This is a genomic window from Nonomuraea sp. B208 (assembly GCF_057536035.1).
On the sequence record NZ_BAAJOU010000028.1, the window covers coordinates 309,150 to 330,982 of the forward strand.

Below are 21,833 nucleotides of genomic sequence, written 5' to 3' on the forward strand. Positions count from 1 at the left end.
TCGGCGGCATGCGTGCGCCTGCCTCCGGGCTGACCGTGTTCCCCGAGGTGCCGGACGACGTCCGGGTGGTCGATCTGGCGTGGAACGACCTCGCCGAGGTGCCCGCCCGGGTGGGCGGGCTCGCGGCGCTGGAGGAGCTGCGGCTCGACGGCAACGCCCTCACCGCCCTGCCCGACCTGTCCGGGCTCGGCGCGCTGCGGGCGCTGCACCTGGACGGCAACCGGCTCACGGCCTTCCCCTCCTGCCCGCCGGGCCTGGAGACGCTCTTCCTGTACGGCAACCGCGTCCGCGAGCTCCCGGACCGCCTGCCGCCCGCGCTCCGCCACCTGGCCGCCGGCGCGAACGGCCTGGCCGACGTCCCCGGCGCCCTGTGGAAGCTCACCGGGCTGCGCTCGCTCAACCTGGCCGAGAACGCCCTGACGGACCTCCCCGCGGCCGTCGGCGGCCTCACCCGGCTGCGCATGCTGGACCTCGGCCACAACCGCCTCACCGCGATCCCGCCCGAGCTCGGCGACCTGCCGCTCACCGACTACCTCTACCTCAGCGACAACGCCTTCACGGAGGTGCCGGCGGCCCTCGGGCGGCTGGACCGGCTCGCCTACCTCAACCTCACCGACAACCGGCTGACCCGCCTCCCCGACGCGCTCGGCGACATGGCCGCGCTGATGGAGCTGCGCCTCTACAACAACCGGCTGGAGGCGCTGCCGGAGTCGTTCGGCCGGCTGAGCAGGCTGCGCGAGCTGCACCTGCAGGGCAACCGGCTCACCCGACTGCCCGCGGCCCTCGCCGCCTGCGCGGAGCTGCGCGTGCTCGACCTGCGCGGCAACCACCTCCGCGCGCTGCCGGACGCCCTGCCGCCCCGCCTCACCCATCTCGACCTGCGCGCCAACCGGCTGCGGGAGCTGCCCGACGGTCTCGCCGGGCTGACCGCGCTGGAGAAGCTGGACCTGCGCTGGAACAAGCTCGACGGCGACCCCGAGGTGCTGCGCGTGCTCGAAGGGCGCGGCTGCGTCGTCCTGCGCTGAACCGGACCCCGCGTCCCTGCGTACCTCCGCACATGACGACATTTCCACGTCTGGCCGCTTTCGCGCTGCTGGCCGGACTGGTCGCCGGATGCTCCTCCTCGGGGGGCTGGGGCGGCTACGTCGCAGCGGGCAACGACCAGCAACAGGCGAACGCCACCCCGCTCTCCGTCGAACAGCTCTCCGCCAAGGTGGGCTGCACGCCGAAGATGCAGGTCGACAGCGAGGAGATCCGCACCGGCCACTGCAAGACCGAGGCCGGCGAGTTCTTCGTCAACACCTTCAAGTCCGAGAAGCTGAAGGACCAGTGGATGGACCAGGCGCCGGAGTACAACCCGCACCTGGTCGGCCCGCGCTGGACCGTGCTCGGCCCGCTGGAGGTGCTGGAGCAGCTCAAGTCCCCGCTCAGCGGGGACCTGCATCTCATGGACCACCGGGTCTCGCAGACGCCGTCCCCGAAGTAGCCCGAACGGGTATGGGGCCGAACCGGGGCCGGAAGGGCTGCGTACCTCCGCACATGACGACATTTCCACGTCTGGTGGCCATAGTGCTGCTCGCCGGGCTGGCCGTCGCCTGCTCCCAGGGCAGCGGGAGCGGCGGCGGCCCCTCCGGCGCGGGCGGCCGGGCCGGTGCCGCCCCGCCCTCCGTCGAGCAGCTCGCCGCCAAGGTCGGCTGCAAGCCGCGCATCCAGGTCGACGCCGCCGAGCTCCGTACGGGCTACTGCCGGACCCCCGACGGCGAGTTCTTCGTGACCACGTTCGCCTCCCAAGCGGGCAAGGACGCCTGGATGGACGCCGCACCCGAGTACAACCCGCACCTGGTCGGCAACCTGTGGACGGTGCTGTCCGGTCGCCAGGTGCTCGACCTGCTGCGCGAACGCCTCGGCGGCGACCTCCACCTGACCGACCACCGTACGAAGCAGATGAAGGTGGTCGGCTGAGCCGCCTTTCAGGCGGCCACGCGGACCCGCTTCCTGAACACGTAGTACGTCCAGCCCTGGTAGACCAGGACGAACGGGAGCGCGATCAGCCCGATCCAGCTCAGCATCGTCAGCGTGTATGCCCCGGAGGCCGCCTCCGCCAGGGTCAGCCCCGGCAGCGGACGCACCCGCAGCTCCATGAAGACCGCGAGCGTGGACAGCACGATGGCGGCGGCCGTGGCCGTGAACGCCCAGCCCTCCCTGCGCCGCCAGATCAGCGCCGCCGCCGCGGCGAGCGCCGCCATGGCGGCGAGGGCGGGGAACGTCCCCAGGTTGGACAGCGCGAGCACGGCGACCGGGATGACCGCGGCGCCGGCCGCCATGGCGGCGAGGCGGGCCCGGTGACGGATCGGGCCGGTGGTCCTGAGCGCCAGGAACACCGCGCCGTGCAGGACGCACACGGCCAGCGTGAACGCGCCGCCGATCACCGCCGCGACCGGGCTGCCGAACAGCAGGTCGGCGAAGACCGCGCCCCACAGGAACGCCGGCAGCCCGCTGCCCACCATGACCGCCATGTCGCACCAGGCCGGGTTGCGCACCTTGCCGCGCCACTCCAGGCCCACGCCGCGCAGGATCAGCCCCACCAGGATCAGCGTGACCTGGAGGTAGAACGCGCTGAACACCCCCGAGTACCAGGCAGGGAAGGCGGCGAACATGGCGCCCACCGCGGTGATCAGCCACACCTCGTTGCCGTCCCACACGGGGCCGATGGTCTGCAGGCTCTGCCGCTGCTCGGCGTCGTTCCTGCTGAGGAGGGGCGCCAGCAGGCCGACGCCGAAGTCGAAGCCCTCCAGCACGAAGTAACCCGTCCAGAGGAAGGCGATGATGACGAACCAGAGATCGATCATGGTCGGTGTGCCTCTGCTCAGTACATGAGCGACGGCTCGCGCCGCTGCTCGGCCAGGGGGACGGGCTGGGGCTCGGGGACGCCCTCGCGTACGTGCCGGGTCAGCAGCACGGCCTCGGCCACGGCGAGCGCGCCGTACAGGAGGGTGAAGACGGCGAGCGAGATCGCCACCTCGGCCAGGGACACGCCGGGGGAGACGCTGGCGGCGGTCAGCAGCTCGCCGGCCACCGTCCACGGCTGGCGGCCGATCTCGCTCAGCAGCCAGCCGGCGATCACCGCGAGCAGCGGCAGCGGCAGGGCCGCGACCAGCGCCCGCGACAGCCACCGGGGGAACTCGCGCCGGCGGCGGGTCAGCCAGAGCCCGAGCACCGACAGGCCCACGGTGGCCATCCCGAAGCCGATCATCAGGCGGAACGACCAGAAGACGACGGTCGGGTCCGGGCGGTAGTCGCCGGGGCCGAACTGCTGCTCGAAGCGGCGCTGCAGGTCCTCGGTGCCCTGGACGGTGGCGTTGGGGTCGTTGGTGGCGAGGAAGCTGAGGACGTGGGGGATCTCGATGCCGGGGACGATGCTGAACCCGGCGCCCGCGGTGTCGTGCCGGAGACCTTCGGCGGCGGCCAGCTTCATGGGCTGCTGCTCGTACAGCAGCTTGCCCGACATGTCGCCCGTGCCGGCGACGACCGCCCCCGCGATCGCCGTCATGACCAGCGCGCCGCGCGCCGCGCTGCGCCACATGGGCGCGTTGCGCCGCAGCATCCAGTAGCCGCACACGGCCAGCACGAACCCGCCCGCCACGATGAACGCCGCCCCGACCACGTGCGGCACCTGGGCGAGCGCCGTGGAGTTGGTCAGCACCGCCCACAGGTCGGTCATGCGGGCCTTGCCGTCCACGACCTCGTACCCGACCGGGTGCTTCATCCAGGCGTTGGCGGCCAGGATGAAGTACGCCGACAGGTTGGAGCCAATGGCCGCGGCCCAGATGCAGGCCAGGTGCACCTTCTTCGGCAGCCGGTCCCAGCCGAAGATCCACAGGCCCAGGAACGTGGACTCCATGAAGAAGGCGAGCAGCGCCTCCATCGCCAGCGGCGCCCCGAAGACGTCACCGACGAAGGTGGAGTACTCGCTCCAGTTCATCCCGAACTGGAACTCCTGCACGATGCCCGTGACCACGCCCATGGCGAAGTTGATCAGGAACAGCTTGCCGAAGAACTTCGTGAGCTTCAGGTAGTGCTCTTTGCCGGTGCGGTGCCAGGCGGTCTGCAGCCCGGCCACGAAGATCCCCAGACCGATGGTCAGGGGCACGAACAGAAAGTGGTACACGGTGGTGACCCCGAACTGCCACCGTGCCAGGTCAAGTGCGTCCATCTTCCCCGTCGACTCCTGAGCTCTACAAGCTGTAGTACATCTACCCTTAGTAGTACTACAGGCCGTAGAGCAACGCGATGCGACCTTGGTCACATCCGCTTACGTACGTGCTGGTTGCCGGGTATCGAGAATGCCGCCGAAGGGCGGCCCGGGGCGTCACCCGCCGGGCTGATTCCGGGGTACCCCGCCCGGCGGACCCTGGAGTCAGCGGGCCAAAGTGGCGTCCAGGTAGGCCTGGAGGTTGCCGAGCTCGTAGCCGCGGCGCTTGATCTTCTTCACCAGGACGCGGAAGTCGCGCGCCAGGTTGGGGCGGAAGTGCAGCAGGAGGACGTCGCCCGGGCGCAGTTGCTTGTCGGGCACCTGGTAGGCGATCTTGCCGCCGGGCTGGACGGTGGCGGTCCAGAGGAGCACGGCGGACATGCCGCAGCTCTTCGCGGCCCGCAGGGTGTCGGTGTTGTAGGAGCCGTACGGCGGGCGGAACAGGGTCGGGCGGGCCCCCAGCTCCTTCCCGATCAGCCGGGAGGCTCCGCACAGCTCGCGGCGCTGGGCGGCGTAGGGGAGGGCGCGCAGGTCGGGGTGGGTGAGGGTGTGGTTCTCGACGGGGGAGCCCGCGTCGCGCAGCTCGCGGAAGTAGTCCCACTTGCCGGCGCCGACGTAGCGGGCCTGGCCGCCCGACTGGTCGGGGGTGCCCTTCGCCTCCACCGCGTCGCGCATCGCGAAGACGGTGAGGGGGATGCGCTGGTCGCGTACCTGGCGGACGAGGCCCGGGTCCTGCTCCCAGCCGTCGTCGATGGTGAGGAAGACGACCTTGCGCTTGGTGGGGATCGAGCTGATCACCGGGGGGAGCGCGCCGGTGCGGAGGGGACGCACCTCGCCCGGGCGGGGGAGCGCCCCCGGCGGGCCCTGCGGGCGGGGCGGGGCGGACGAGCGCGGCGCGGATCCCGTCGGCGCCGCGGAGGGGCCGGAACCGTCGGGCGTGGCGTCGCCGCCCGGCGCGCAGGCGGCGGCCAGCAGCGCGAGCGCGACGCAGGCGGGCCTGAGCGCTTCTAACGGGGATCTTGGACGCACGAGGGACCATCCTGCCATCTCTCCGAGGGCTCTCAGGGGCCCCATGGGGACGACCCTTGTCGGTGCGACACCGCCGCCGTCTGGCAGGTGTTGCCCTTATCCGGCGGGCCCGCGCTGCCTAGAGTGGCGGCATGCGAGTGGCGGGCAGCGCCGTGATCGGCGTGCAGAAGGAACGGCTGTGGGCGGCGCTCCAGGACCCGGCGGTGCTGGTGCGCACCATCCCCGGCTGCGAACGGCTGGAGGAGACCGGGCCCGGGGCGTACCGGATGACGGTCAACGCGGGGGTGGCCTCGATCAAGGGCGTCTACCAGGGGGAGGTCGTGCTGACCGAGCCCGTGCCGTGCGAGGGCTTCACGCTCAGGGCGCGGGGGCAGGGCGCGCCCGGCACCGTGGAGGCGACCGTACAGCTCCGGCTCAGCGAGGCGGACGGCGCGGGCGGCACCCGCGTGGACTACGACGCCGAGGCGGTGATCGGCGGGATGATCGGCGGGGTCGGGCAGCGCATGCTCGGCTCGGTGGCCAAGCGGACGGCGGGGGAGTTCTTCTCGGCCGTCGAGCAGCACCTCTGCGCAGCTCCCGCCGGAGCCGCAGCCCCCGTGCTCGCCGAGATGGTTCCGGCCGAGACGGCGGCCGGGGTTCCACGGGCCGGGGCCGTCTACGAGCGGCCGCCCAAGCCCGGCGCCGCCCACACCACCACCCGTCCGTGGGTGATGCTCGCCTCCTTCGGCACGGGCGCGGGCGTGGCGCTCGCGGGCGTCGCGGTGGGCTGGCTGCTCGCCAGGTCAGGCCGCCGCTCCCGCCCCTGAGAGATCGCTCTCCGGGAGGGCCATGGCCTCTCGCGGAAAAGGATCTCCCGGCGTAACGTGGCGATATGCGGCAGGAACACGCTGAAGACGCACGGACCGAAGCCAGGAGAATCGTACGTGACCTGCTGGGCGAGGAGCGGCCGTCCGCCCGGACCCTGATCGCCGCCGTGCGTCCGGTGCTGGGGGACGAGCGCACCGGCCGCGCGCTCGACCTGGCACTCGGCGCCGCGCTGACCCGGCGCTCGGCCGAGCTGGCCGCCCTCGCCGCGCTGCTGGTCGGCACCCGCGAGCTGGGCGCCGCCTGGTGGACCCGCGCCCGGGGCGGCAAGCTGCCGCCGCCCGACGAGGTGATCCGCACGGCCGTGGCGATCGAGCCGTGGACCGACCTGACCGCGCTGGAGATGCTCGCCGCCTGGATCGCCGACGACGCCGCCGACCAGCTCTGGGGCGCGCCGGTCGCCCAGGTCGACCTCAACTCCTGGCAGGCGGAGGACCGCTTCGCGCTGCCGCCGGGCGTCCGGCCGGGGCAGCGGCTCGTCGTGCACTTCGACGCCGGCGGCCGGCTCGACGCGGTCGTCACCCGGCGGGCCGACGAGGAGCTGGGCTCCAACCTGGACTTCCAGTCCCTGCGCTACTCCCGTCCGGCCGAGGCCCAGTGGAGCTGGGGCGTGGCGGCCGGGCTCGGGCCGCACCGGCTGCCCGGCGAGCACCCCGACCCGTACGCCCGCGAGGTCCCCGCACGGGCCTCCGGCATCCTGCGCGCCTGGGCACTGCGTCACGGGGCCACCCGCGACCAGCTCGGCGAGACCTGGGAGACGGTCGGCGACGTGGTGGCGGCCATCGAGCGGGTCGACTGGATGTGGCGCAGCGGCGAGTGGTTCGGCTGGTGGCGGGGGGTGTCGGCGCTGGTGGACGACTCGGCGTACCTGCCGTACCGGCTGGAGGAGCTGGCCGCCGGCTGACGCCCCGCCGGCGGGCAGGAATCGGTCGCGGGCCGCCGGGGTTGTCCCCTGGCGTGAAGGTGGAAATATTCTCCGATGTCGCGTGTCCCTGGTGTTACATCGGGCATGCCAGGTTCCTCAAGTCGGCCGAGCGGTTCCGGGCCAGGGGCGGCACGATCGAGGTGACGATGCGCCCGTTCCAGCTCGATCCGGACGCCTCGCACGAGGGCGAGCCGGTGATCCCGATGCTGGAGCGCAAGTTCGGGCCGAACGCCGCCCAGATGGTGCAGCGGGTGGCCGGCGTGGCCGCCGCCGACGGCCTGGCCATGGACTACGACAAGGGCGTGAGCGCGAACACGTTCGAGGCGCACCGCCTCATCGAGCTGGCCACCCGGCAGGGCCGCGGCGGCGAGATGGCCGAGCGGCTGTTCCGCGCGCACTTCGCCGAGGGCCGCAACGTGGCCGACCCCGCGGTGCTCGCCGAGCTGGCCGCGGAGACCGGCGTCGAGGACACCGGGGAGGGCGCCGAGCAGGTACGCGAGCAGATCGCGCGGGCGCGGTCGCTCGGCATCACCGGCGTGCCGCTGTTCCTGTTCGAGGGCAAGTTCGCGGTGTCGGGCGCGCAGCCGCAGGAGGCGTTCGACGCGGCCATCGACGAGGTGGCCGAGCGCACCGGCCAGCAGCCGATCACGCAGCTGGCCGCGCCCGCGGACGGCTGCGACGACGACGGCTACTGCGCCGTCTGAGGCAGGCGGGGTCGACGGCTACTGCGCCGTCTGAGGCGGCGGGGTCGACGGGCTACTGCGCGGTCTGAGCGGCCGGCGCGAGGACGTCGTCAAGCCGGCCGGACCGGTCGGGCCGGTCGGTGGGGGAGCCCTCTTCGATCGGTCCGGGCCGGTCGGCGGGGGTGCCCTCGCCGAGCTGCCCGGACCGGTGGTGGCGGCGGCAGAGCACCTGGTAGCGCACCGGCGAGTCGTCGGTGTCGCCGATGACCACCTGCTCCCCGGTCCGCGCCATCACGCCGCCCACCACCCGCGCGTTGAGCTGCCCGGGCCGCCCGCACCAGCACAGCACCTCGACCTGCAGCCGGCACACCTCGTCGGCCAGCTCGAACAGCCGCTGCGCGGCCGGGAACATCACCGAACGGAAGTCGGAGGCGAGCCCGAAGGCGTAGACGTCCACGCCGTGCTCGTCCACCAGGTCGGCGAGCTGCTCGATCTGCTCGACGCTGTAGAAGCACGCCTCGTCGCAGATGAGGTAGTCGACGCGGTCGTGAGAGGTCACCAGCCGGACGAGGTCGAGGCCGTCCTCCACCTCGACGGCCTCCAGCCCGAGCCCGATGCGGCTGGTCACCTGAGGCCCGCCCGAGCGGTCGTGCTTGGTGAGCACCAGGCCGCGCCGGCCCTGTCTCGCGTGGTTGTAGTTCATCTGAAGCGCGAGGGTGGACTTCCCGCAGTCCATGGGGCCGAAGTAGAACTTCAGCACGGCGTCCCGCGCCCCGGACGGCACCGGCGACAAGGCAGACGATTGGGTCACGGGCCGCCAGCTTAGCGGCTTGGCTTGTCCCATGACCTCGTGGGACATTTTCCCCCTGAGGTTTCAGGAGGAACTGTGGTCACCGACAAACCGTCCTCGCTCGACGCGATGCTGCAGCAGGACGATCTTACCGCCGCGCAGGCCGACGCCACCCGATGGCGTTACGGCTTCTACGTGGTCGTGGCGGGAATCGTGGCGGTCCTGATCGCCTTCGCGGCGGCGGTGTTCGCCACGCGCGAGTTCGCCTCGCTCTTCGCCGGAGTGGCGGGGGTGATCGGTACGATCGTCGGCGCGTACTTCGGCGTACAGGCCGGCCAGTCGGGCAAGGCCAGGGTGGAGGCCGAGCTGGCCAGGACACAGGAGCTGGCGATCCGCCTGGCCGCGCACGTCGGCACGGCCAACGCGCCCAGGGTCGTCGACGAAGTGCTCGGCCGGCGCCGGGGCTAGAGGAGCCATGCGAAGCGTACGAATCGGAGTGGACACCGGGGGGACGTTCACCGACGTCGTCGCGGTGGACGAGCAGACGGGTGAGATCCTCACCACCAAGACCCCCTCGACGCCCGCGAACCCGGCCGACGGGTTCCTCGCGGGCATCGCCAAGCTGAGCGAGCTCGACGGCGGCGGCGGCTTCGACGTGGGCGGCATCGTGCACGGCACGACCGTCGCCACGAACCAGCTGCTGGAGGACCGCATCTCCGGCCTCGGCTTCATCACGACCGAGGGGTTCGAGTTCATCCTGGAGATCGCCCGGCAGAGCGTCCCCGACGGCTACGGCAACTCCTACTTCTGGGTGAAGCCGCCCCGGATCGTCCCGGTGCATCACGTACGCACCGTCGGCGGGCGGCTCGACCACCTGGGCGAGGAGGTGCGGCCGTTCTCGGAGGAGCAGGCCGTCGAGGCGGCCCGCTGGTTCCGCGGCAAGGGCATCAACGCGATCGGCGTCTGCTTCCTGCACTCCTACGCCAACCCGGAGCACGAGCGGCGCATGCGCGAGGTGCTGTGGCGTGAGCACCCGGAGGCGGTGATCTCGCTCTCCAGCGACGTGCTGCGCGAGTACCGCGAGTACGAGCGCTCGGTCACCACGCTGGTGGACGCCGCCGTCAAGCCCGCGATGCGCGGCTACCTCGCCAACCTGTCCACCCGGCTCGGCCGCCCGTTCTCGGTGATGAAGTCCAACGGCGGCATCCTGTCGGCCCGCGAGGTCGTCAACCAGCCGATCACCACCGTCCTGTCGGGCCCGGCGGCCGGGGCGCTCGGCGCGGCGCTCATCGCCTCCACCGCCGGCCACGAGTCCGTGATCACCCTGGACGGCGGCGGCACCTCGACCGACGTGGCCGTGGTGATCGACGGGGAGCCGTCCATCACCACCGAGGGCACGATCGGGCGCTACCCGTGCAAGATCCCGATGATCGACATCGTGACGGTCGGCGCGGGCGGCGGCTCGGTCGCGTGGATCTCGCCGGAGGGCACGCTCAAGGTCGGCCCGCGCTCCGCCGGCGCCGACCCCGGCCCGATCTGCTACGGCAGGGGCGGCACCGAGGTCACGGTCACCGACGCGCACGTCTTCCTCGGCCGGGTGCCGCCGCACCTGCTGGGCGGCGAGATCCCGCTGGACGCCGGGGCCGCCCGCGCCGGCATCGAGGCCCTGGCCGACAAGCTGGGCCTCACCCCCGAGCGCACCGCGACGGGCATCCTGGAGATCAGCGCGTTCAACCAGAGCAACGCGATCCGCCAGCTCACGGTCAAGCGGGGGCTGGACGTGCGGGACTTCCCGCTGGTGACCTTCGGCGGTTCCGGGCCGCTGCTGGCCTGCCGGCTCATCGACATCCTGGGGCTGCCCTCGGTCGTCGTCCCGCGCGACCCCGGCAACGTCTCGGCGTTCGGGCTGCTCACGGTGGACGTCAAGAACGACTACGTACGCACGTACGTCACCCGCGACCTGTCACTCGGCAAGGCCGCGGAGATCTTCGACGACCTGGAGCATCAGGCGGCGGAGGCGCTGGAGCGCGAGGGCTTCGCCGACCCCGTCCACATCCGCAGCGCCGACCTGCGCTACTACGGCCAGGGCTACGAGGTCAGGGTCCCCGCCCCCGCGGGGGAGATCGACGCCGAATGGCGGGCCCAGGTCGTCGAGCGCTTCCACGAGGCGCACGAGAAGCTGTACGGCTACGCCTACCGCGACGACCCCCGCCACGCGGTCGAATGGGTCAACCTGCGCGTCTCGGGCGTCGGGCCCATCACCCGCCCGGCCCTGCGTCCCCTGGACAAGCCGGGCGCGGGCGCGACCTCCGTACGGGCCGTGCACTTCGACGAGACCCGCGACACGCCGATCCACCAGCGCGCCGCGCTCGGCCCCGGCGCGACGGTGAGCGGCCCCGCCGTCATCGAGGAGTACGGCTCGACGATCCCCATCCATCCGGGCTTCACCGCGACCGTGGACGCGTACGGCAACGTGGAGGTCAAGCGTGACTGATCCCATCCTCATCGAGATCGTCGAGGGCACCCTGGCGTCGGTCGAGAAGGAGGTCGAGACCGCGATCGCGCGCACGGCCCGCTCGCCGATGATCCGCGACGCGCACGACTTCCGCGCCGGCATCCACGACGCCCGCCTGCGCAAGCTGACCGGCCGCTCCTACAGCGCGCTGGTCCAGCCGGTCGTGCGCGACTTCCCGATCGAGACGATGCGGCCCGGCGACGTCTACTTCCACAACGACGTCTACCTGTCCGAGGGCGGCATCGGCCACCTGCCCGACCTGTGCGTCACCGTGCCGGTCTTCCACGACGGCGAGGTGGTGGCGTTCGTGCAGGCGTTCGGCCACCACGACGACATCGGCGGCAGCGTGCCGGGGTCGATGCCCTCGCACGCGCGCTCGGTGTTCGAGGAGGGCCTGATGGTCCCCCCGATCAAGCTGTGGGACCAGGGCGTGCCGAACGAGGCCGCGCTGCGCATCATGACCCGCAACTCCCGCATGCCCGACTCGCTGGCCGGCGACCTCGACGCCGAGTGCTCGGCCTGCCTGATGGGCGCGCGGCGGCTGGGCGAGCTGTTCGAGCGCTACGGCCGCGAGGCGGTCCAGGAGTGCTTCGACGCGATCATCGGCAAGACCACCGAGACCTTCCGCCGCGAGCTGCTGTCGAAGATCCCCGAGGGGACGTACGTGTGGGAGGACTACGCCGAGCACGACGGCGTGGACGAGCCCCGCCTGCACGCCCAGCGGATCACCCTCACGGTGGACCACGCCGCCGAGACGCCGCTGACCATCGACTTCACCGGCACCTCGCCGCAGGCCAAGGGCCCGATCAACCACGCGGGCGACTACGCGGACGGCGTGTTCCTCAAGAAGTGGCTGGCCCCGATCCTGCGGAACCTGGCCGACACACCGGAGCGGATGGCCGAGCTGGACGTCAACGAGGGCGTCGTGCCGCTCATCAAGATGATCTTCCCGGAGAAGGGCACGCTGCTCACGCCCGTCTTCCCCGCCCCGACCAACGCCCGCACGTTCGTCATCCTGCGCCTGCTCGGCGTGCTCGCCGGCGTGCTCGCCAAGGCCACCGGCGGGCGGATGCCGGCCGACCAGGAGACGATCCGCTACACCGGCGTGTACGGCGCCGACGCCGACGGGCAGCCCTACCTCATGCGCGAGGTCCTGGGCGGCGGCTCCGGCGGACGCTGGTACGCCGACGGCGAGGACACCATCCACGTCGTGCCCGACTCGCGCAACATCCCGGTCGAGTTCGCCGAGGCCCGCTGGCCGTTCCGGGTCGAGCGGCTGGGGCTCGCCTGCGACTCCGGCGGGCCGGGCACGTTCCGCGGCGGGCTCGGCTACGACAAGCACATCAGGATGCTGCGCGACGCCTCGTACATGTCGATCGCCGACCGCTCGATCCTGTCGTGCTGGGGCGTCAACGGCGGCCTGGCCGGGCGGCCGTTCCGGGTCGAGGTCAACGGCAAGGAGATGGACGGCCTGGTGGACGACTTCCCGGTGCACGCCGGCGAGATCATCCGCATCCGCACCACCGGGGGCGGCGGCTGGGGCTCCCCCTACGACCGCGACCCGCGCGCCGTCGCCGCCGACGTCCGCGACGGCAAGGTCTCGATCGCGGGCGCGCTCGGCGACTACGGCGTGGTGCTGGACGGCGACCGCATCGACGAGCGGGGCACCGCCGAGCTCCGTGCCACGCTGCGGCCCCCGTCCAACCGCTTCTTCGACCGCGGGCCGGGCTTCGCCAGGCTGTCGGGCGGCCGGACCCAGGCGGACGTGGACGAGCTCTGACCATGACCGGGGCCGGACCTTCGCGGATCATCGCGGTACGCCACGGCGAGAGCGAGGCCAACCTCGCGCACCGGGAGGCGGGCGACCGGCCGCTGGTCTACGGGCTGGGCGACGACGAGGTGCGCCTCACCGCCCTCGGCCGGCGGCAGTCGGCGGCGCTCGGGCGGCTGCTCGCGGCGCTGCCCGCCGGCGAGCGGCCCGAGGCGGTGTGGTGCTCGCCCTACCTGCGGGCGCGCGAGACGTGGGAGATCGCGGGGGACGGCTGGGGTGACACGCTGCCGGTCGCCGTGGACGAGCGGCTCAGGGACCAGGAGCAGGGGGCCTTCGACCGGCTCAACCCGGCGGCCGTCCGCGAGCGCTTCCCGGAGGAGGCCGCGCGGCGCGAGGCGGCGGGCGTCTACGCCTTCCGCCCGCCCGGCGGTGAGTCGCTGACGGACGTGGTGGCGCGGGTGCGGGCGTTCGTACGGGACCTGGACGGGCAGGCCGGCGGCCGGCCGGTGCTGATCGTCGCGCACGACTCGGTGGTGCTGGCACTCCGCCACGTCCTGGAGGGCGTCCAGAGCACCGGCCCGCCCCTCGCGCCGGTGCTCAACGCCTCGGTGTCGGTCTGGCGCGCGGGGGAGGGGTCCTTCGAGCCGGTGCGCTTCAACGACGTCGGGCACCTGGCGTGAGCGCTCAGGTGCGGACGACGAGGTCGGCGCGCTCGCGGGTGCCGTCCGCGGCGAACCACGCGCGCTCGGCCGCGAACCACTCCCGCCAGCGCGGGGCCAGCTCGGGCCCGTCCCGCTCCAGCACGCGGGCCAGCCGCACCGGCTCGGCGGCCTCCACCCACACCGTGTACGCCACCAGGTGCGCGGCCGAGGCGCGGGCGGTGCCGACGCCCTCGACGACGAGCACCGGCGCGGGCGGCACCGCCACCCGCTCGGCATAGGCGCCCCGCACCCAGTCGTAGCGCCGGAACCCGCCGGGCCGCCCGTCCCGCAGCGGCTTCAGCACCTGCTCCTCCAGCGCGTGGAACCAGCCGCCGGGGCCCTCCTCCCACGGCACGGGGAAGTCGTCGCTGTGGACGACCTGGCAGCCCAGCGCCTCCGCGAGCCGCCCGGCGAACGTCGTCTTGCCCGACCCGGCCGGCCCGTCCACGGCGACCAGGCGGACGGGGCCGCAGGAGGGCGGCAGGTCCCGGATGCGGGCGGCCAGCGAATTCACCGACCCAGGGTAGGTGACGGATCACCCGCAACTGAGAGAATGTTCTTTCACCCGACGCAAGCAGGAGGTTGACCGTGCTCGGACCCCTCGGCGACATCGTCGTGCTGGATCTGTCCAGGGCGCTGGCCGGGCCGCACGCCGCGCAGATGCTGGGCGACCTCGGCGCACGGGTGATCAAGGTGGAGCATCCTGACGGCGGCGACGAGTCGCGGGGCTGGGGCCCGCCGTTCGTAGGTCCTGATCACGAAATATCGACATATTTCCTGGCAGCCAATCGCAACAAGCAGTCCATCGCCCTCGACCTCAAGTCCGCCGAGGGCAAAGCCGTCATCGAACGCCTCGTCCGCCAGAGCGACGTCCTCGTCGAGAACTTCCGCCCCGGCGTGCTCGACCGCCTCGGCTTCTCCGTCGAGCGCCTGCACGAGCTCAACCCGCGCCTGGTCGTCCTGTCGATCACCGGCTTCGGCCACGACGGCCCCGAGGGCGGGCGGCCGGGCTACGACCAGATCGCCCAGGGCGAGGCCGGGCTGATGTCACTGACCGGCCCCTCGCCCGAGGAGCCCTACCGCGTGGGCGCCTCGATCGCCGACCTGCTGGCCGGCATCCACGGCGCGTACGGCGTCGCCGCCGCACTCTACGAGCGCGAGCACACCGGCAAGGGCCGCGTCGTGCGCACGTCCCTGCTGGCCGCCGTCACCGGCGTCCACTCCTACCACGGCACCGCCTGGACGGTCGGCGGCCAGGTCTCCCGCGCCGCCGGCAACCACCACGCCTCGATCACCCCCTACGGCTCGTTCCGCTGCGCCGACGGCATGCTGCAGATCGCCGCCGCCAACGACGGCCAGTGGCGCAAGGTCGCCGGGCTGCTCGGCATCGACCCCGACACCCCGCGCTACCGCACCAACCGCGACCGCCGCGCCCACCGCGATGAACTGGTCGCCGAGATGGAGAAGGCGCTGGCCGCCCACGACCGCGCCCACTGGCTGGCCGAGCTCGGCGCGGCCGGCGTGCCCGCGGGCGCGATCCGCTCCATCGACGAGGTCTACACGTGGGAGCAGACCCGCTCCCAGGGCCTGGTCGTGGAGGTCGACCATCCGGTGCTCGGCCGGGTCGAGCTGCCGGGTCCGCCGCTGCGCTTCGACGGCCTGCCCGCCCGCGAGCACACCGCGCCCCCGATGCTCGGCCAGGACGGCGAGGCGGTGCTCGCCTGGCTGGAGGAGCGCGAACGATGACCGCCACGCGACGCCACCGGCGCTCGCGCGTCAACACCGCAGGGCCGACCACGAGGGAGCGAGAGTGAGCCGTCCGGACGCGCGCACACTGATCGAAACGGTCCTCGACAGGGGGTCGTGGAAGTCGTGGGACGCGCCGCCCGCCGACCCGGCCGAGCCGGGCACTCCCTACGCCGACGAGCTGGCCGCCGCCCGGGTCAAGTCCGGCTACGACGAGGCCGTGATCACCGGTGAGGGGCTGCTCGACGGCCGCAGGGTGGCGGTGGTGGCCTCCGAGTTCTCGTTCATGGCGGGCTCCATCGGGGTGGCCGCGGCCGAGCGGATCACCGCCGCGATCGAGCGGGCCGGCCGCGAACGCCTGCCGCTGCTGGCCGCCCCCGCCTCGGGCGGCACCCGCATGCAGGAGGGCGCGCAGGCGTTCGTGCAGATGGTGAAGATCACCGCGGCGATCCAGGGGCACCGCGCGCTCGGCCTGCCCTACCTGGTCTACCTCCGCCACCCGACGACCGGCGGCGTGCTGGCCTCGTGGGGGTCGCTCGCGCACGTCACGGCCGCCGAGCCGGGCGCGCTCATCGGGTTCATGGGGCCGCGGGTGTTCGAGGCGCTGCACGGCTACCCGTTCCCCGAGGGCGTCCAGGTCGCCGAGAACCTCTTCCACAAGGGCCTGCTCGACGCCGTGGTGTCGGCCGACGCCCTGCGCCCGGTCGCGATCCGCGCGCTCGGCGTGCTCGCCGCCGACCTGGGCGCGGTCGAGGCGGGCGAGCCGCCGGAGGAGGACCTGCGCCCGGCCGAGGCGTGGGAGGCGATCACCCGCTCGCGGCGCGACGACCGGCCCGGCGTACGCAGCCTGCTCAAGCTCGCCGCCACCGAGGCCACCCCGCTGAGCGGCACCGGCACCGGCGACAACGAGCCAGGACTGCTGCTCGCGCTGGCCAGGTTCGGCAGCGCGCCGGCCGTGGTGCTCGGCCAGGACCGGCGCATCCAGCGGGTCAGCGCACCGCTCGGCCCGGCCGCGCTGCGGGTCGCCAGGCGCGGCGTACGGCTGGCCGGCGAGCTGGGCCTGCCGCTGGTCACCGTCATCGACACCGGAGGGGCCGACCTGTCCAAGGCGGCCGAGGAGGGCGGCCTCGCCGCCGAGATCGCCCGCTGCCTGGCCGAGCTGGTCATGCTCGACGTGCCGACCGTCTGCCTGCTGCTCGGCGAGGGCGCGGGCGGCGCGGCGCTGGCCCTGCTGCCCGCCGACCGGGTGCTGTGCGCCCAGCACGCCTGGCTGTCGCCGCTGCCGCCGGAGGGAGCCTCGGCGATCCTCTACCGCTCGGTCGACTTCGCCCCCGAGATCGCCCGGCTGCAGCGCGTCCGCGCCACCGACCTGCGGCGCGACGGCATCGTGGACCGGGTCATCCCGGAGATGCCCGACGCCGCCTACGAGCCGCGGCAGTTCTGCGAGCGGGTGGGGCGGGCGCTGGAGCACGAGATCGCGATGCTGCTGCGCCAGGACCCGGCCGACCGCCTCGCCACCCGCCTGTCCCGCTACCGCAACCTCGGCACCTGACCGCCGCCGCGACCTGGACGCTGCCGCGACCTCGGGACCTGACCGCCGCCGCGACGTGGACGCTGCCGCGACCTCGGGACTTGACCGCCGCCGCGACGTGGACGCTGCCGCGACCTCGGCGTCTGACCGCCGCCGCAGCCTGGGCGCCTGGGCGCCGCCACGACCTGGGCGCCTGGAGGCGCCGGCCTCCGGGCTCAGCGGGCGGCGCGCCACTCCGGGGCGAGCACCGACCAGATCTCCATGTCGAGCCGCCGCCCCCGATGCGGATAGTGCTCCCGCAGCACCCCGTCGCGGGTCATCCCGAGCCGCCGGGCCACCGCGATGCTGGCGGCGTTGTCGGCCGCCACCCACCACTCCACGCGATGGATGCCGCGCTCCTCGACCGCCCAGTCGATGATCACCCGCACCGCCCGCGTGACCAGCCCCTTGCCCACGGCCGCGGGCTCCAGCCAGCAGCCCGCCTCGGCGACGCCCTGGGCGACGTCCATCGTGCGGAACAGCACCCCGCCGACCAGCAGCCCGTCCAGCCAGATGCCGTAGAGCCGGCCGCTGTCGGCGGCGGCCTTGTCGGCGTAGGACACCAGGTAGGACCGGGCGGACTCCAGGTCCGTCACGACGTCGGCGAGGCCGGTGTAGCGCCCGATGTGCTCCCTGCCGCGCTCCATGTGCGCCAGGAACTCCGCCGCCCGCCACGGCTCCAGGGCCGCCAGCAGCGCGCCGTCGTCACCGAGCTCCACCGCGAAGAGGTGCTTCACGGGACCGGGATCCGCTCGACCCTGATGGAGAAGACCTCCTCGCGGGGCACCACGACCTCGTAGGCCCCGTGATCCACCATCCAGTAACCCAACGCCTCCGCCTTCATCCCGCTGTGCCCGGTGTAGGCGATGTGCAGGCCGTCCTCGTCCTCGTCGAGGATGACGCACGGCTCGCCGCCGAACGCCCCCACGGTGCGGACGAGCACCAGCCACTCGACCTCGGCCCGCGCCACCTGCCGCCGCCAGTAGCCGCTGGCCGGCTCGAAGCCCGGCAGCTCGGCCTCGCTGAACAGCACCACCTGGCCGTCGTCAGGCCCCACGGCGGCGGGCAGGGTGTGCTCACCGAAACGGGCGACGAAACCGGAGGCGACCGGCGTGATCTCCTCGCTCATGCGGCGGGCCGCCAGGTCAGCCCGTCGTAATCGGCGAAGGGCCGCTCGCCGTCGCGCGTGACGTGCACGATCTCCGCCCCGGCGGGGATCGGCATCGGCACGGTGTGGAACTGCGGCACGACGTGGTCGGGCGAGGTGGTGAAGCCGTTGCCGGCGAACGGCGGGGCGTCGCTCCAGTCACCGCCCATGTGCGGACCGTACGGCACCGCGTAGGTGTCGACGTCGCGGGCGTACCAGCGCATGACATACACCTCGGGGACCTCCGCGAACAGCTCCGAGCCGTCGAACGACAGATCGAGGCCCCAATAGAGCGCCTCGGGGGTGGTCAGCCTGACGCAGTCCTGCACCCGGTAGACATATCCGGAGATCACCGTCCGCTTGCCCGACAGATAGGGGACGAGCAGACGCGGCGGGATCACTTTCTGCATCTGCGTTCCGCTCACGCTACTACTTTACGGTCGGTTGACCCCTACAAGACCCGGTGTTGAAGGCAGGGCAGCGTCGCCCGCGCCGCCTCGGCGTACGCGCGGTCGATCTCGACCACCTGCACCCCCGGCGCGGTGCCCAGGTCGGCGCGGACCACGCCGAGCGGGTCGACCAGCATGCTGCGGCCCACGCCGTAGCCGTCGGAGGACTCTCCCGGGTTGGGCGCCTGGCCGACGGCGGCGGTCCACATGGTGTTCTCCAGGGCCCGCGCGCGGACCAGGGTCGTCCAGTGGTCCTCCTTGAGCGGACCCGACCCCCAGGCGGCGATCACCGCGAACAGCTCGGCCCCCCGGTCGACCAGCGCCCGGCCCAGCTCGGGGAAGCGTACGTCGTAGCAGGTGATCAGCCCGATCCTGAGGCCGGCCAGCTCGACCACCGCCGGCTCGGCGCCCGGCTCGACCAGGTCGGACTCCTTCGCGCCGAAGGAGTCGAACAGGTGGATCTTGCGGTAGGCCGCGCGCAGCTCCCCCTGGGCGTCGAGCGCCACGGCCGTGTTGCGGACCCGGCCGTCGCCCGGCTCGAACGTCCCGGCGATCACCGCCAGGCCGTGCTCGCGGGCCGCCTCGGCGAGGCCCGACACGAACGGCCCGTCCAGCGGCTCGGCGAGGCCCGTGATGCGCCGGCCGTAGCGGGTCAGCGTCGCCTCGGGGAAGATCGCGAGGTCGGCCCCCTCGGCGCGGGACAGCGCCTCCCTGGCCCTCTTGAGGTTGGTCGAGGGATCAGGGGAGACCGGAATCTGGCAGAGGGCGATTGTGGTCACGGCCCGACTCTAACCGGTTGGGCACCCGCCGAAACCAGGTCAGGCACCGCCAGACCCACTCCAGCGGCCCGTACCGGTAGCGGGCCAGCCACCACCGGCTCCCCAGCGCCTGCGCGGCGATGGTGACGGCGGCGAGGCCCACGACCGCCCAGCGGGTCGGGTCGGCGCTGACCAGCGGCAGCGTCAGCACGATCAACGCGGTGCCGGTCACGTAGTTGGTCAGCGCCATCCGGCCGAGCGGCTCCAGCACCGCCGACAGCCCCGGCCGCAGCACGAGGAGCAGCCCCAGCGAGTACGCCAGCGCCCCCGCCAGCGCCGCCACGCTGTAGGCGTTCCAGTCGCCGGTGGTGAAGGCGACGTAGCCGAGCAGCGCCGAGACGAGGGCGCTCGCCGCGAACCCCGGCAGCAGCAGCGACCGGGGCGGATTCAGCCGCCACAGCCCCATGCCCACCAGGAGCAGGCCGGGGATCAGCCACGAGCCGCCGCCCTTGGCGAGCAGCCCCCACGCCAGCCCCGCCACGCCGAGCGCGAGCTGCGCCCAGCCGCCGGGGATGAACGAGGCGGGCAGCAGCGCCACCGCGCCCCAGAGCGCGTAGTCGGTCAGCACCTCGCCCTCGTAGAACAGCCCCTGCGCCAGCCCGAAGCAGTAGAGCCAGAACAACCGGCTGAGCAGCGCCCACCTGCTGTTGCCGCGCAGGAACAGCATGAAGCTGATGCCGAACAGCGCCGAGAAGATCGGGTAGAACCGGCTCTGGAAGAGCTGGTCCACGACGAGGTCCACGGAGGTGGCCGGTGCGTTGGGGACGCGCGTGTGCTGCCAGGTGTTGACCAGCATGATGCCGCACACCGCGAACCCGCGGAGCGCGTCGAGCTCTCTGATGCGCGTCACGTCACCCAGAGCATCCACCATACGAGGAATCCGGCGCCCACCGCGGTCGCGGCCCAGCCGGGCCACCGGCGCCACCGCAGCAGCGCGCCGGCCGCGGTGAGCACGACCGAGGCCACCGCGATCCACGTGTAGGGCACGACGTCGGCGGGCAGTCCGACGGCCAGCGCCGTCGCGTTGCGTGCCGCGAGGCCGTAGACCGCCTGGGCGGTCAGCCCGGCGAAGGCCACCCCGCACAGCCCGCCGTACGCCGCGAGCGCCCGGCCCTTCAACGCGGCCGCCACGAGCTGCGCGAGCGCCGTCAGCGCGAAGATCGCGAACGGCGCGGCCAGCCAGGGCGCCCGCGCGATCGCGTACGGCGCCGCGGTCACCCGCAGGTCCTCCCGCCGGCCGCCGCCCGCGTCCTGGCAGGAGGCGGCGGTCCCGGCGGCCGGGTCGGCGACGAACTCGACGATCATGCGGCGGGCGCACGCGCTGGACAGGAAGACGGCGTGGGAGGCGCCCGGGATCTCGGCGAAGCGGCCGTCCGGCAGCGCCTCGGCGGCCGGTCTGCTGGTCCTGACGGGGGTGGTGGGGTCGTACTGGCCGCCGAGCACGAACGCGGGCGCGCGCGGTGCCGCCGCGCTGGGCTGTGAGCGCGGCAGGGCCCAGGCGTCGCAGACCGCCTTGTCGGCGTTGTGGGTGAACAGCCGGGAACGGCCTGCGGAGGCGTTGAACGGCAGCTCGTCCTGGCACTGCACCGCGTGGTAGAGCCCGAACTCGTGCGAGACCAGCCCCTCGCCGGCGGCGTCGGCGAGCGGCCGCAGCAGCTCGTCGCGGCCCTCGGCGAGCGCGGGCAGCAGCGCGGGGGCCACCGCCGCGACGTCCGCCCCTGCCAGCCCCTCGAACAGCACGGCGGCCACGTCGTCGCCGCTCAGCCGCGCGGTGAACTCCTGCCCGAGCAGCGGATCGGTGGCCGGCACGTGGGCGGGGGAGGCGTTGAGCCGGGCGGTCACGGCCTCGAAGGCGTCCTTCACGCCGAGCTTCGCCATCGTGTCGGCCAGGTTGCGCTCGGCGTCGTCGTACCAGTTGACCCCCTCCGGCAGGAACGAGTCCAGCACCAGCGACCGGGTGCCCTCGGGGTCGGCGGCGGCGGCCTCCGCCATGACGCGGGTGGAGTAGCTGACGCCGAACAGGTTCCAGCTCGGGTAGCCGAGCTCGCGGCGCAGCGCGACGACGTCGGCCGCCATCTCCTTGGTGGTGTAGCCGCGCAGGTCCACGCCCTGCTCGCGGAGCCGGTCGCGGCAGGTGACGGCGGCGGCGGCCACGTCGGCGGGCGGGCGGCGGAGCTGCCCGAGCAGCGCCTCGGCGGTCTCGGGGCAGTCCAGCACCGGCTCGGAGTAGCGGCCGCCGCGCTGTTCGAGCGCCACCACGTCCCGGTCGGGGAACATCTGGGCGAGAAAGCCGGTGAGCTGCAGCGACGCCGAGCCGGGGCCGCCGCTCATGTAGACCACGGGGTCCGGCCTGCGTTCGCGTACGGTCGAGCGGTGGACGGCGTAGCCCACCCGGATCGTCCGTCCGGGGGAGTCCCTGCGCTCGGGGACGAGCAGGAAACCGCACGTGGTGCCGGCGGGAACGGCGACCGGACAGGGCCGCGCGGGCGGCGCTGAGGGGGTCATGACCGGCGGCGCGGACAGGACGAGAGCGAGCACGACCCGAAGGATCACCCGACGAGACTAATAGTCTG

Annotated in this window: 23 protein-coding genes; 12 read left to right on the plus strand and 11 right to left on the minus strand. The window is 73.2% G+C overall.

Annotated elements, in window-relative coordinates; genetic code table 11:
- Nucleotides 1-8: 8 nt before the first annotated feature.
- Genes AC27IY_RS37725 through AC27IY_RS37735 form a run of 3 tightly spaced genes read left to right on the plus strand, consistent with a single transcriptional unit; the run spans nt 9 to nt 1,962 of the window.
- A complete protein-coding gene (locus tag AC27IY_RS37725; RefSeq protein ID WP_487180943.1) occupies nt 9-1,025 on the plus strand; it encodes a leucine-rich repeat domain-containing protein in 1,017 nt (338 codons plus the stop codon).
- A gap of 32 nt (nt 1,026-1,057) precedes the next feature.
- Entirely contained in the window at nt 1,058-1,486 is a 429-nt protein-coding gene (locus AC27IY_RS37730) for a hypothetical protein (protein ID WP_344212129.1), read from the plus strand.
- 53 nt (nt 1,487-1,539) lie between these two features.
- Complete coding sequence (locus tag AC27IY_RS37735) at nt 1,540-1,962, plus strand: hypothetical protein (protein ID WP_423450769.1); 423 nt, start codon at nt 1,540-1,542, stop codon at nt 1,960-1,962.
- An 8-nt stretch (nt 1,963-1,970) separates the two neighbouring features.
- Here the strand turns inward: AC27IY_RS37735 and cydB are convergent, their stop codons facing one another.
- The 3 genes from cydB to AC27IY_RS37750 form a co-directional block, all read right to left on the minus strand.
- A complete protein-coding gene (gene cydB, locus AC27IY_RS37740; RefSeq protein WP_423450768.1) occupies nt 1,971-2,849 on the minus strand; it encodes a cytochrome d ubiquinol oxidase subunit II in 879 nt (292 codons plus the stop codon).
- 17 nt (nt 2,850-2,866) lie between these two features.
- Entirely contained in the window at nt 2,867-4,213 is a 1,347-nt protein-coding gene (locus AC27IY_RS37745) for a cytochrome ubiquinol oxidase subunit I (RefSeq protein WP_423476652.1), read from the minus strand.
- Nucleotides 4,214-4,417: 204 nt separating this feature from the next.
- Nucleotides 4,418-5,281: a polysaccharide deacetylase family protein gene (locus AC27IY_RS37750; protein ID WP_487180944.1), complete on the minus strand. Its 864-nt coding sequence runs from the start codon at nt 5,279-5,281 to the stop codon at nt 4,418-4,420.
- 131 nt (nt 5,282-5,412) lie between these two features.
- Here AC27IY_RS37750 and AC27IY_RS37755 point away from each other — a divergent pair, with 131 nt between their 5' ends.
- From AC27IY_RS37755 to AC27IY_RS37765, 3 genes are all read left to right on the plus strand, one after another.
- Complete coding sequence (locus AC27IY_RS37755) at nt 5,413-6,087, plus strand: SRPBCC family protein (RefSeq protein ID WP_449946004.1); 675 nt, start codon at nt 5,413-5,415, stop codon at nt 6,085-6,087.
- Nucleotides 6,088-6,152: 65 nt separating this feature from the next.
- Nucleotides 6,153-7,049, plus strand: a complete 897-nt coding sequence (locus AC27IY_RS37760; RefSeq protein ID WP_423450764.1) for a hypothetical protein — start codon at nt 6,153-6,155, stop codon at nt 7,047-7,049.
- A 53-nt stretch (nt 7,050-7,102) separates the two neighbouring features.
- Nucleotides 7,103-7,774: a DsbA family oxidoreductase gene (locus tag AC27IY_RS37765; RefSeq protein WP_487180945.1), complete on the plus strand. Its 672-nt coding sequence runs from the start codon at nt 7,103-7,105 to the stop codon at nt 7,772-7,774.
- 52 nt (nt 7,775-7,826) lie between these two features.
- On the opposite strand, the gene AC27IY_RS37770 is transcribed toward AC27IY_RS37765, so the two are convergent.
- On the minus strand, nt 7,827-8,564 hold the full coding sequence (locus tag AC27IY_RS37770; protein WP_487180946.1) for a thymidine kinase: 738 nt from the start codon (nt 8,562-8,564) through the stop codon (nt 7,827-7,829).
- A gap of 75 nt (nt 8,565-8,639) precedes the next feature.
- Here AC27IY_RS37770 and AC27IY_RS37775 point away from each other — a divergent pair, with 75 nt between their 5' ends.
- From AC27IY_RS37775 to AC27IY_RS37790, 4 genes are read left to right on the plus strand one after another with little or no spacing between them, the layout of a single operon-like run.
- Entirely contained in the window at nt 8,640-9,011 is a 372-nt protein-coding gene (locus tag AC27IY_RS37775; RefSeq protein WP_487180947.1) for a hypothetical protein, read from the plus strand.
- Nucleotides 9,012-9,018: 7 nt separating this feature from the next.
- Nucleotides 9,019-11,037 carry a hydantoinase/oxoprolinase family protein gene (locus tag AC27IY_RS37780; RefSeq protein WP_487180948.1) on the plus strand — a complete coding sequence of 673 codons (2,019 nt, stop codon included), beginning with the start codon at nt 9,019-9,021 and terminating at the stop codon, nt 11,035-11,037.
- On the plus strand, nt 11,030-12,838 hold the full coding sequence (locus AC27IY_RS37785; RefSeq protein ID WP_364444521.1) for a hydantoinase B/oxoprolinase family protein: 1,809 nt from the start codon (nt 11,030-11,032) through the stop codon (nt 12,836-12,838). Before AC27IY_RS37780 ends, AC27IY_RS37785 begins: the two co-directional genes overlap by 8 nt.
- A gap of 2 nt (nt 12,839-12,840) precedes the next feature.
- Nucleotides 12,841-13,509, plus strand: coding sequence for a histidine phosphatase family protein (locus tag AC27IY_RS37790; RefSeq protein WP_487180949.1), 669 nt, complete (start codon nt 12,841-12,843; stop codon nt 13,507-13,509).
- Nucleotides 13,510-13,513: 4 nt separating this feature from the next.
- On the opposite strand, the gene AC27IY_RS37795 is transcribed toward AC27IY_RS37790, so the two are convergent.
- Nucleotides 13,514-14,044, minus strand: a complete 531-nt coding sequence (locus tag AC27IY_RS37795) for a uridine kinase family protein (RefSeq protein ID WP_364444526.1) — start codon at nt 14,042-14,044, stop codon at nt 13,514-13,516.
- Between the two features lie 74 nt (nt 14,045-14,118).
- Here AC27IY_RS37795 and AC27IY_RS37800 point away from each other — a divergent pair, with 74 nt between their 5' ends.
- Both AC27IY_RS37800 and AC27IY_RS37805 read left to right on the plus strand, forming a co-directional pair.
- Nucleotides 14,119-15,276, plus strand: a complete 1,158-nt coding sequence (locus tag AC27IY_RS37800) for a CaiB/BaiF CoA transferase family protein (RefSeq protein WP_487180950.1) — start codon at nt 14,119-14,121, stop codon at nt 15,274-15,276.
- 64 nt (nt 15,277-15,340) lie between these two features.
- Nucleotides 15,341-16,828, plus strand: coding sequence for a carboxyl transferase domain-containing protein (locus AC27IY_RS37805; RefSeq protein ID WP_487180951.1), 1,488 nt, complete (start codon nt 15,341-15,343; stop codon nt 16,826-16,828).
- 194 nt (nt 16,829-17,022) lie between these two features.
- On the opposite strand, the gene AC27IY_RS37810 is transcribed toward AC27IY_RS37805, so the two are convergent.
- From AC27IY_RS37810 to AC27IY_RS37835, 6 genes are read right to left on the minus strand one after another with little or no spacing between them, the layout of a single operon-like run.
- Nucleotides 17,023-17,583: a GNAT family N-acetyltransferase gene (locus AC27IY_RS37810; protein WP_449945995.1), complete on the minus strand. Its 561-nt coding sequence runs from the start codon at nt 17,581-17,583 to the stop codon at nt 17,023-17,025.
- Nucleotides 17,580-17,975 carry a hypothetical protein gene (locus tag AC27IY_RS37815; protein ID WP_344212097.1) on the minus strand — a complete coding sequence of 132 codons (396 nt, stop codon included), beginning with the start codon at nt 17,973-17,975 and terminating at the stop codon, nt 17,580-17,582. The genes AC27IY_RS37810 and AC27IY_RS37815 overlap by 4 nt, the downstream gene beginning before the upstream one ends.
- A complete protein-coding gene (locus AC27IY_RS37820; protein WP_371249458.1) occupies nt 17,972-18,418 on the minus strand; it encodes a hypothetical protein in 447 nt (148 codons plus the stop codon). The genes AC27IY_RS37815 and AC27IY_RS37820 overlap by 4 nt, the downstream gene beginning before the upstream one ends.
- Before the next feature lie 26 nt (nt 18,419-18,444).
- Nucleotides 18,445-19,221: a carbon-nitrogen hydrolase family protein gene (locus tag AC27IY_RS37825; RefSeq protein WP_344212093.1), complete on the minus strand. Its 777-nt coding sequence runs from the start codon at nt 19,219-19,221 to the stop codon at nt 18,445-18,447.
- Complete coding sequence (locus AC27IY_RS37830; protein ID WP_423476642.1) at nt 19,181-20,110, minus strand: DUF418 domain-containing protein; 930 nt, start codon at nt 20,108-20,110, stop codon at nt 19,181-19,183. The genes AC27IY_RS37825 and AC27IY_RS37830 overlap by 41 nt, the downstream gene beginning before the upstream one ends.
- Nucleotides 20,107-21,813, minus strand: coding sequence for an alpha/beta hydrolase (locus AC27IY_RS37835; RefSeq protein ID WP_487180952.1), 1,707 nt, complete (start codon nt 21,811-21,813; stop codon nt 20,107-20,109). Before AC27IY_RS37835 ends, AC27IY_RS37830 begins: the two co-directional genes overlap by 4 nt.
- Nucleotides 21,814-21,833: the final 20 nt, after the last annotated feature.

What these genes read in the sequence shown, in the direction of transcription:
- AC27IY_RS37725 (WP_487180943.1), top strand. Translation starts at nt 9, where the DNA reads ATGCGTGCGCCTGCCTCCGGGCTGACCGTGTTCCCCGAGGTGCCGGAC.
- AC27IY_RS37730 (WP_344212129.1), top strand. Translation starts at nt 1,058, where the DNA reads ATGACGACATTTCCACGTCTGGCCGCTTTCGCGCTGCTGGCCGGACTG.
- AC27IY_RS37735 (WP_423450769.1), top strand. Translation starts at nt 1,540, where the DNA reads ATGACGACATTTCCACGTCTGGTGGCCATAGTGCTGCTCGCCGGGCTG.
- cydB (WP_423450768.1), bottom strand. Translation starts at nt 2,849, where the DNA reads ATGATCGATCTCTGGTTCGTCATCATCGCCTTCCTCTGGACGGGTTAC.
- AC27IY_RS37745 (WP_423476652.1), bottom strand. Translation starts at nt 4,213, where the DNA reads ATGGACGCACTTGACCTGGCACGGTGGCAGTTCGGGGTCACCACCGTG.
- AC27IY_RS37755 (WP_449946004.1), top strand. Translation starts at nt 5,413, where the DNA reads ATGCGAGTGGCGGGCAGCGCCGTGATCGGCGTGCAGAAGGAACGGCTG.
- AC27IY_RS37760 (WP_423450764.1), top strand. Translation starts at nt 6,153, where the DNA reads ATGCGGCAGGAACACGCTGAAGACGCACGGACCGAAGCCAGGAGAATC.
- AC27IY_RS37780 (WP_487180948.1), top strand. Translation starts at nt 9,019, where the DNA reads ATGCGAAGCGTACGAATCGGAGTGGACACCGGGGGGACGTTCACCGAC.
- AC27IY_RS37790 (WP_487180949.1), top strand. Translation starts at nt 12,841, where the DNA reads ATGACCGGGGCCGGACCTTCGCGGATCATCGCGGTACGCCACGGCGAG.
- AC27IY_RS37815 (WP_344212097.1), bottom strand. Translation starts at nt 17,975, where the DNA reads ATGAGCGAGGAGATCACGCCGGTCGCCTCCGGTTTCGTCGCCCGTTTC.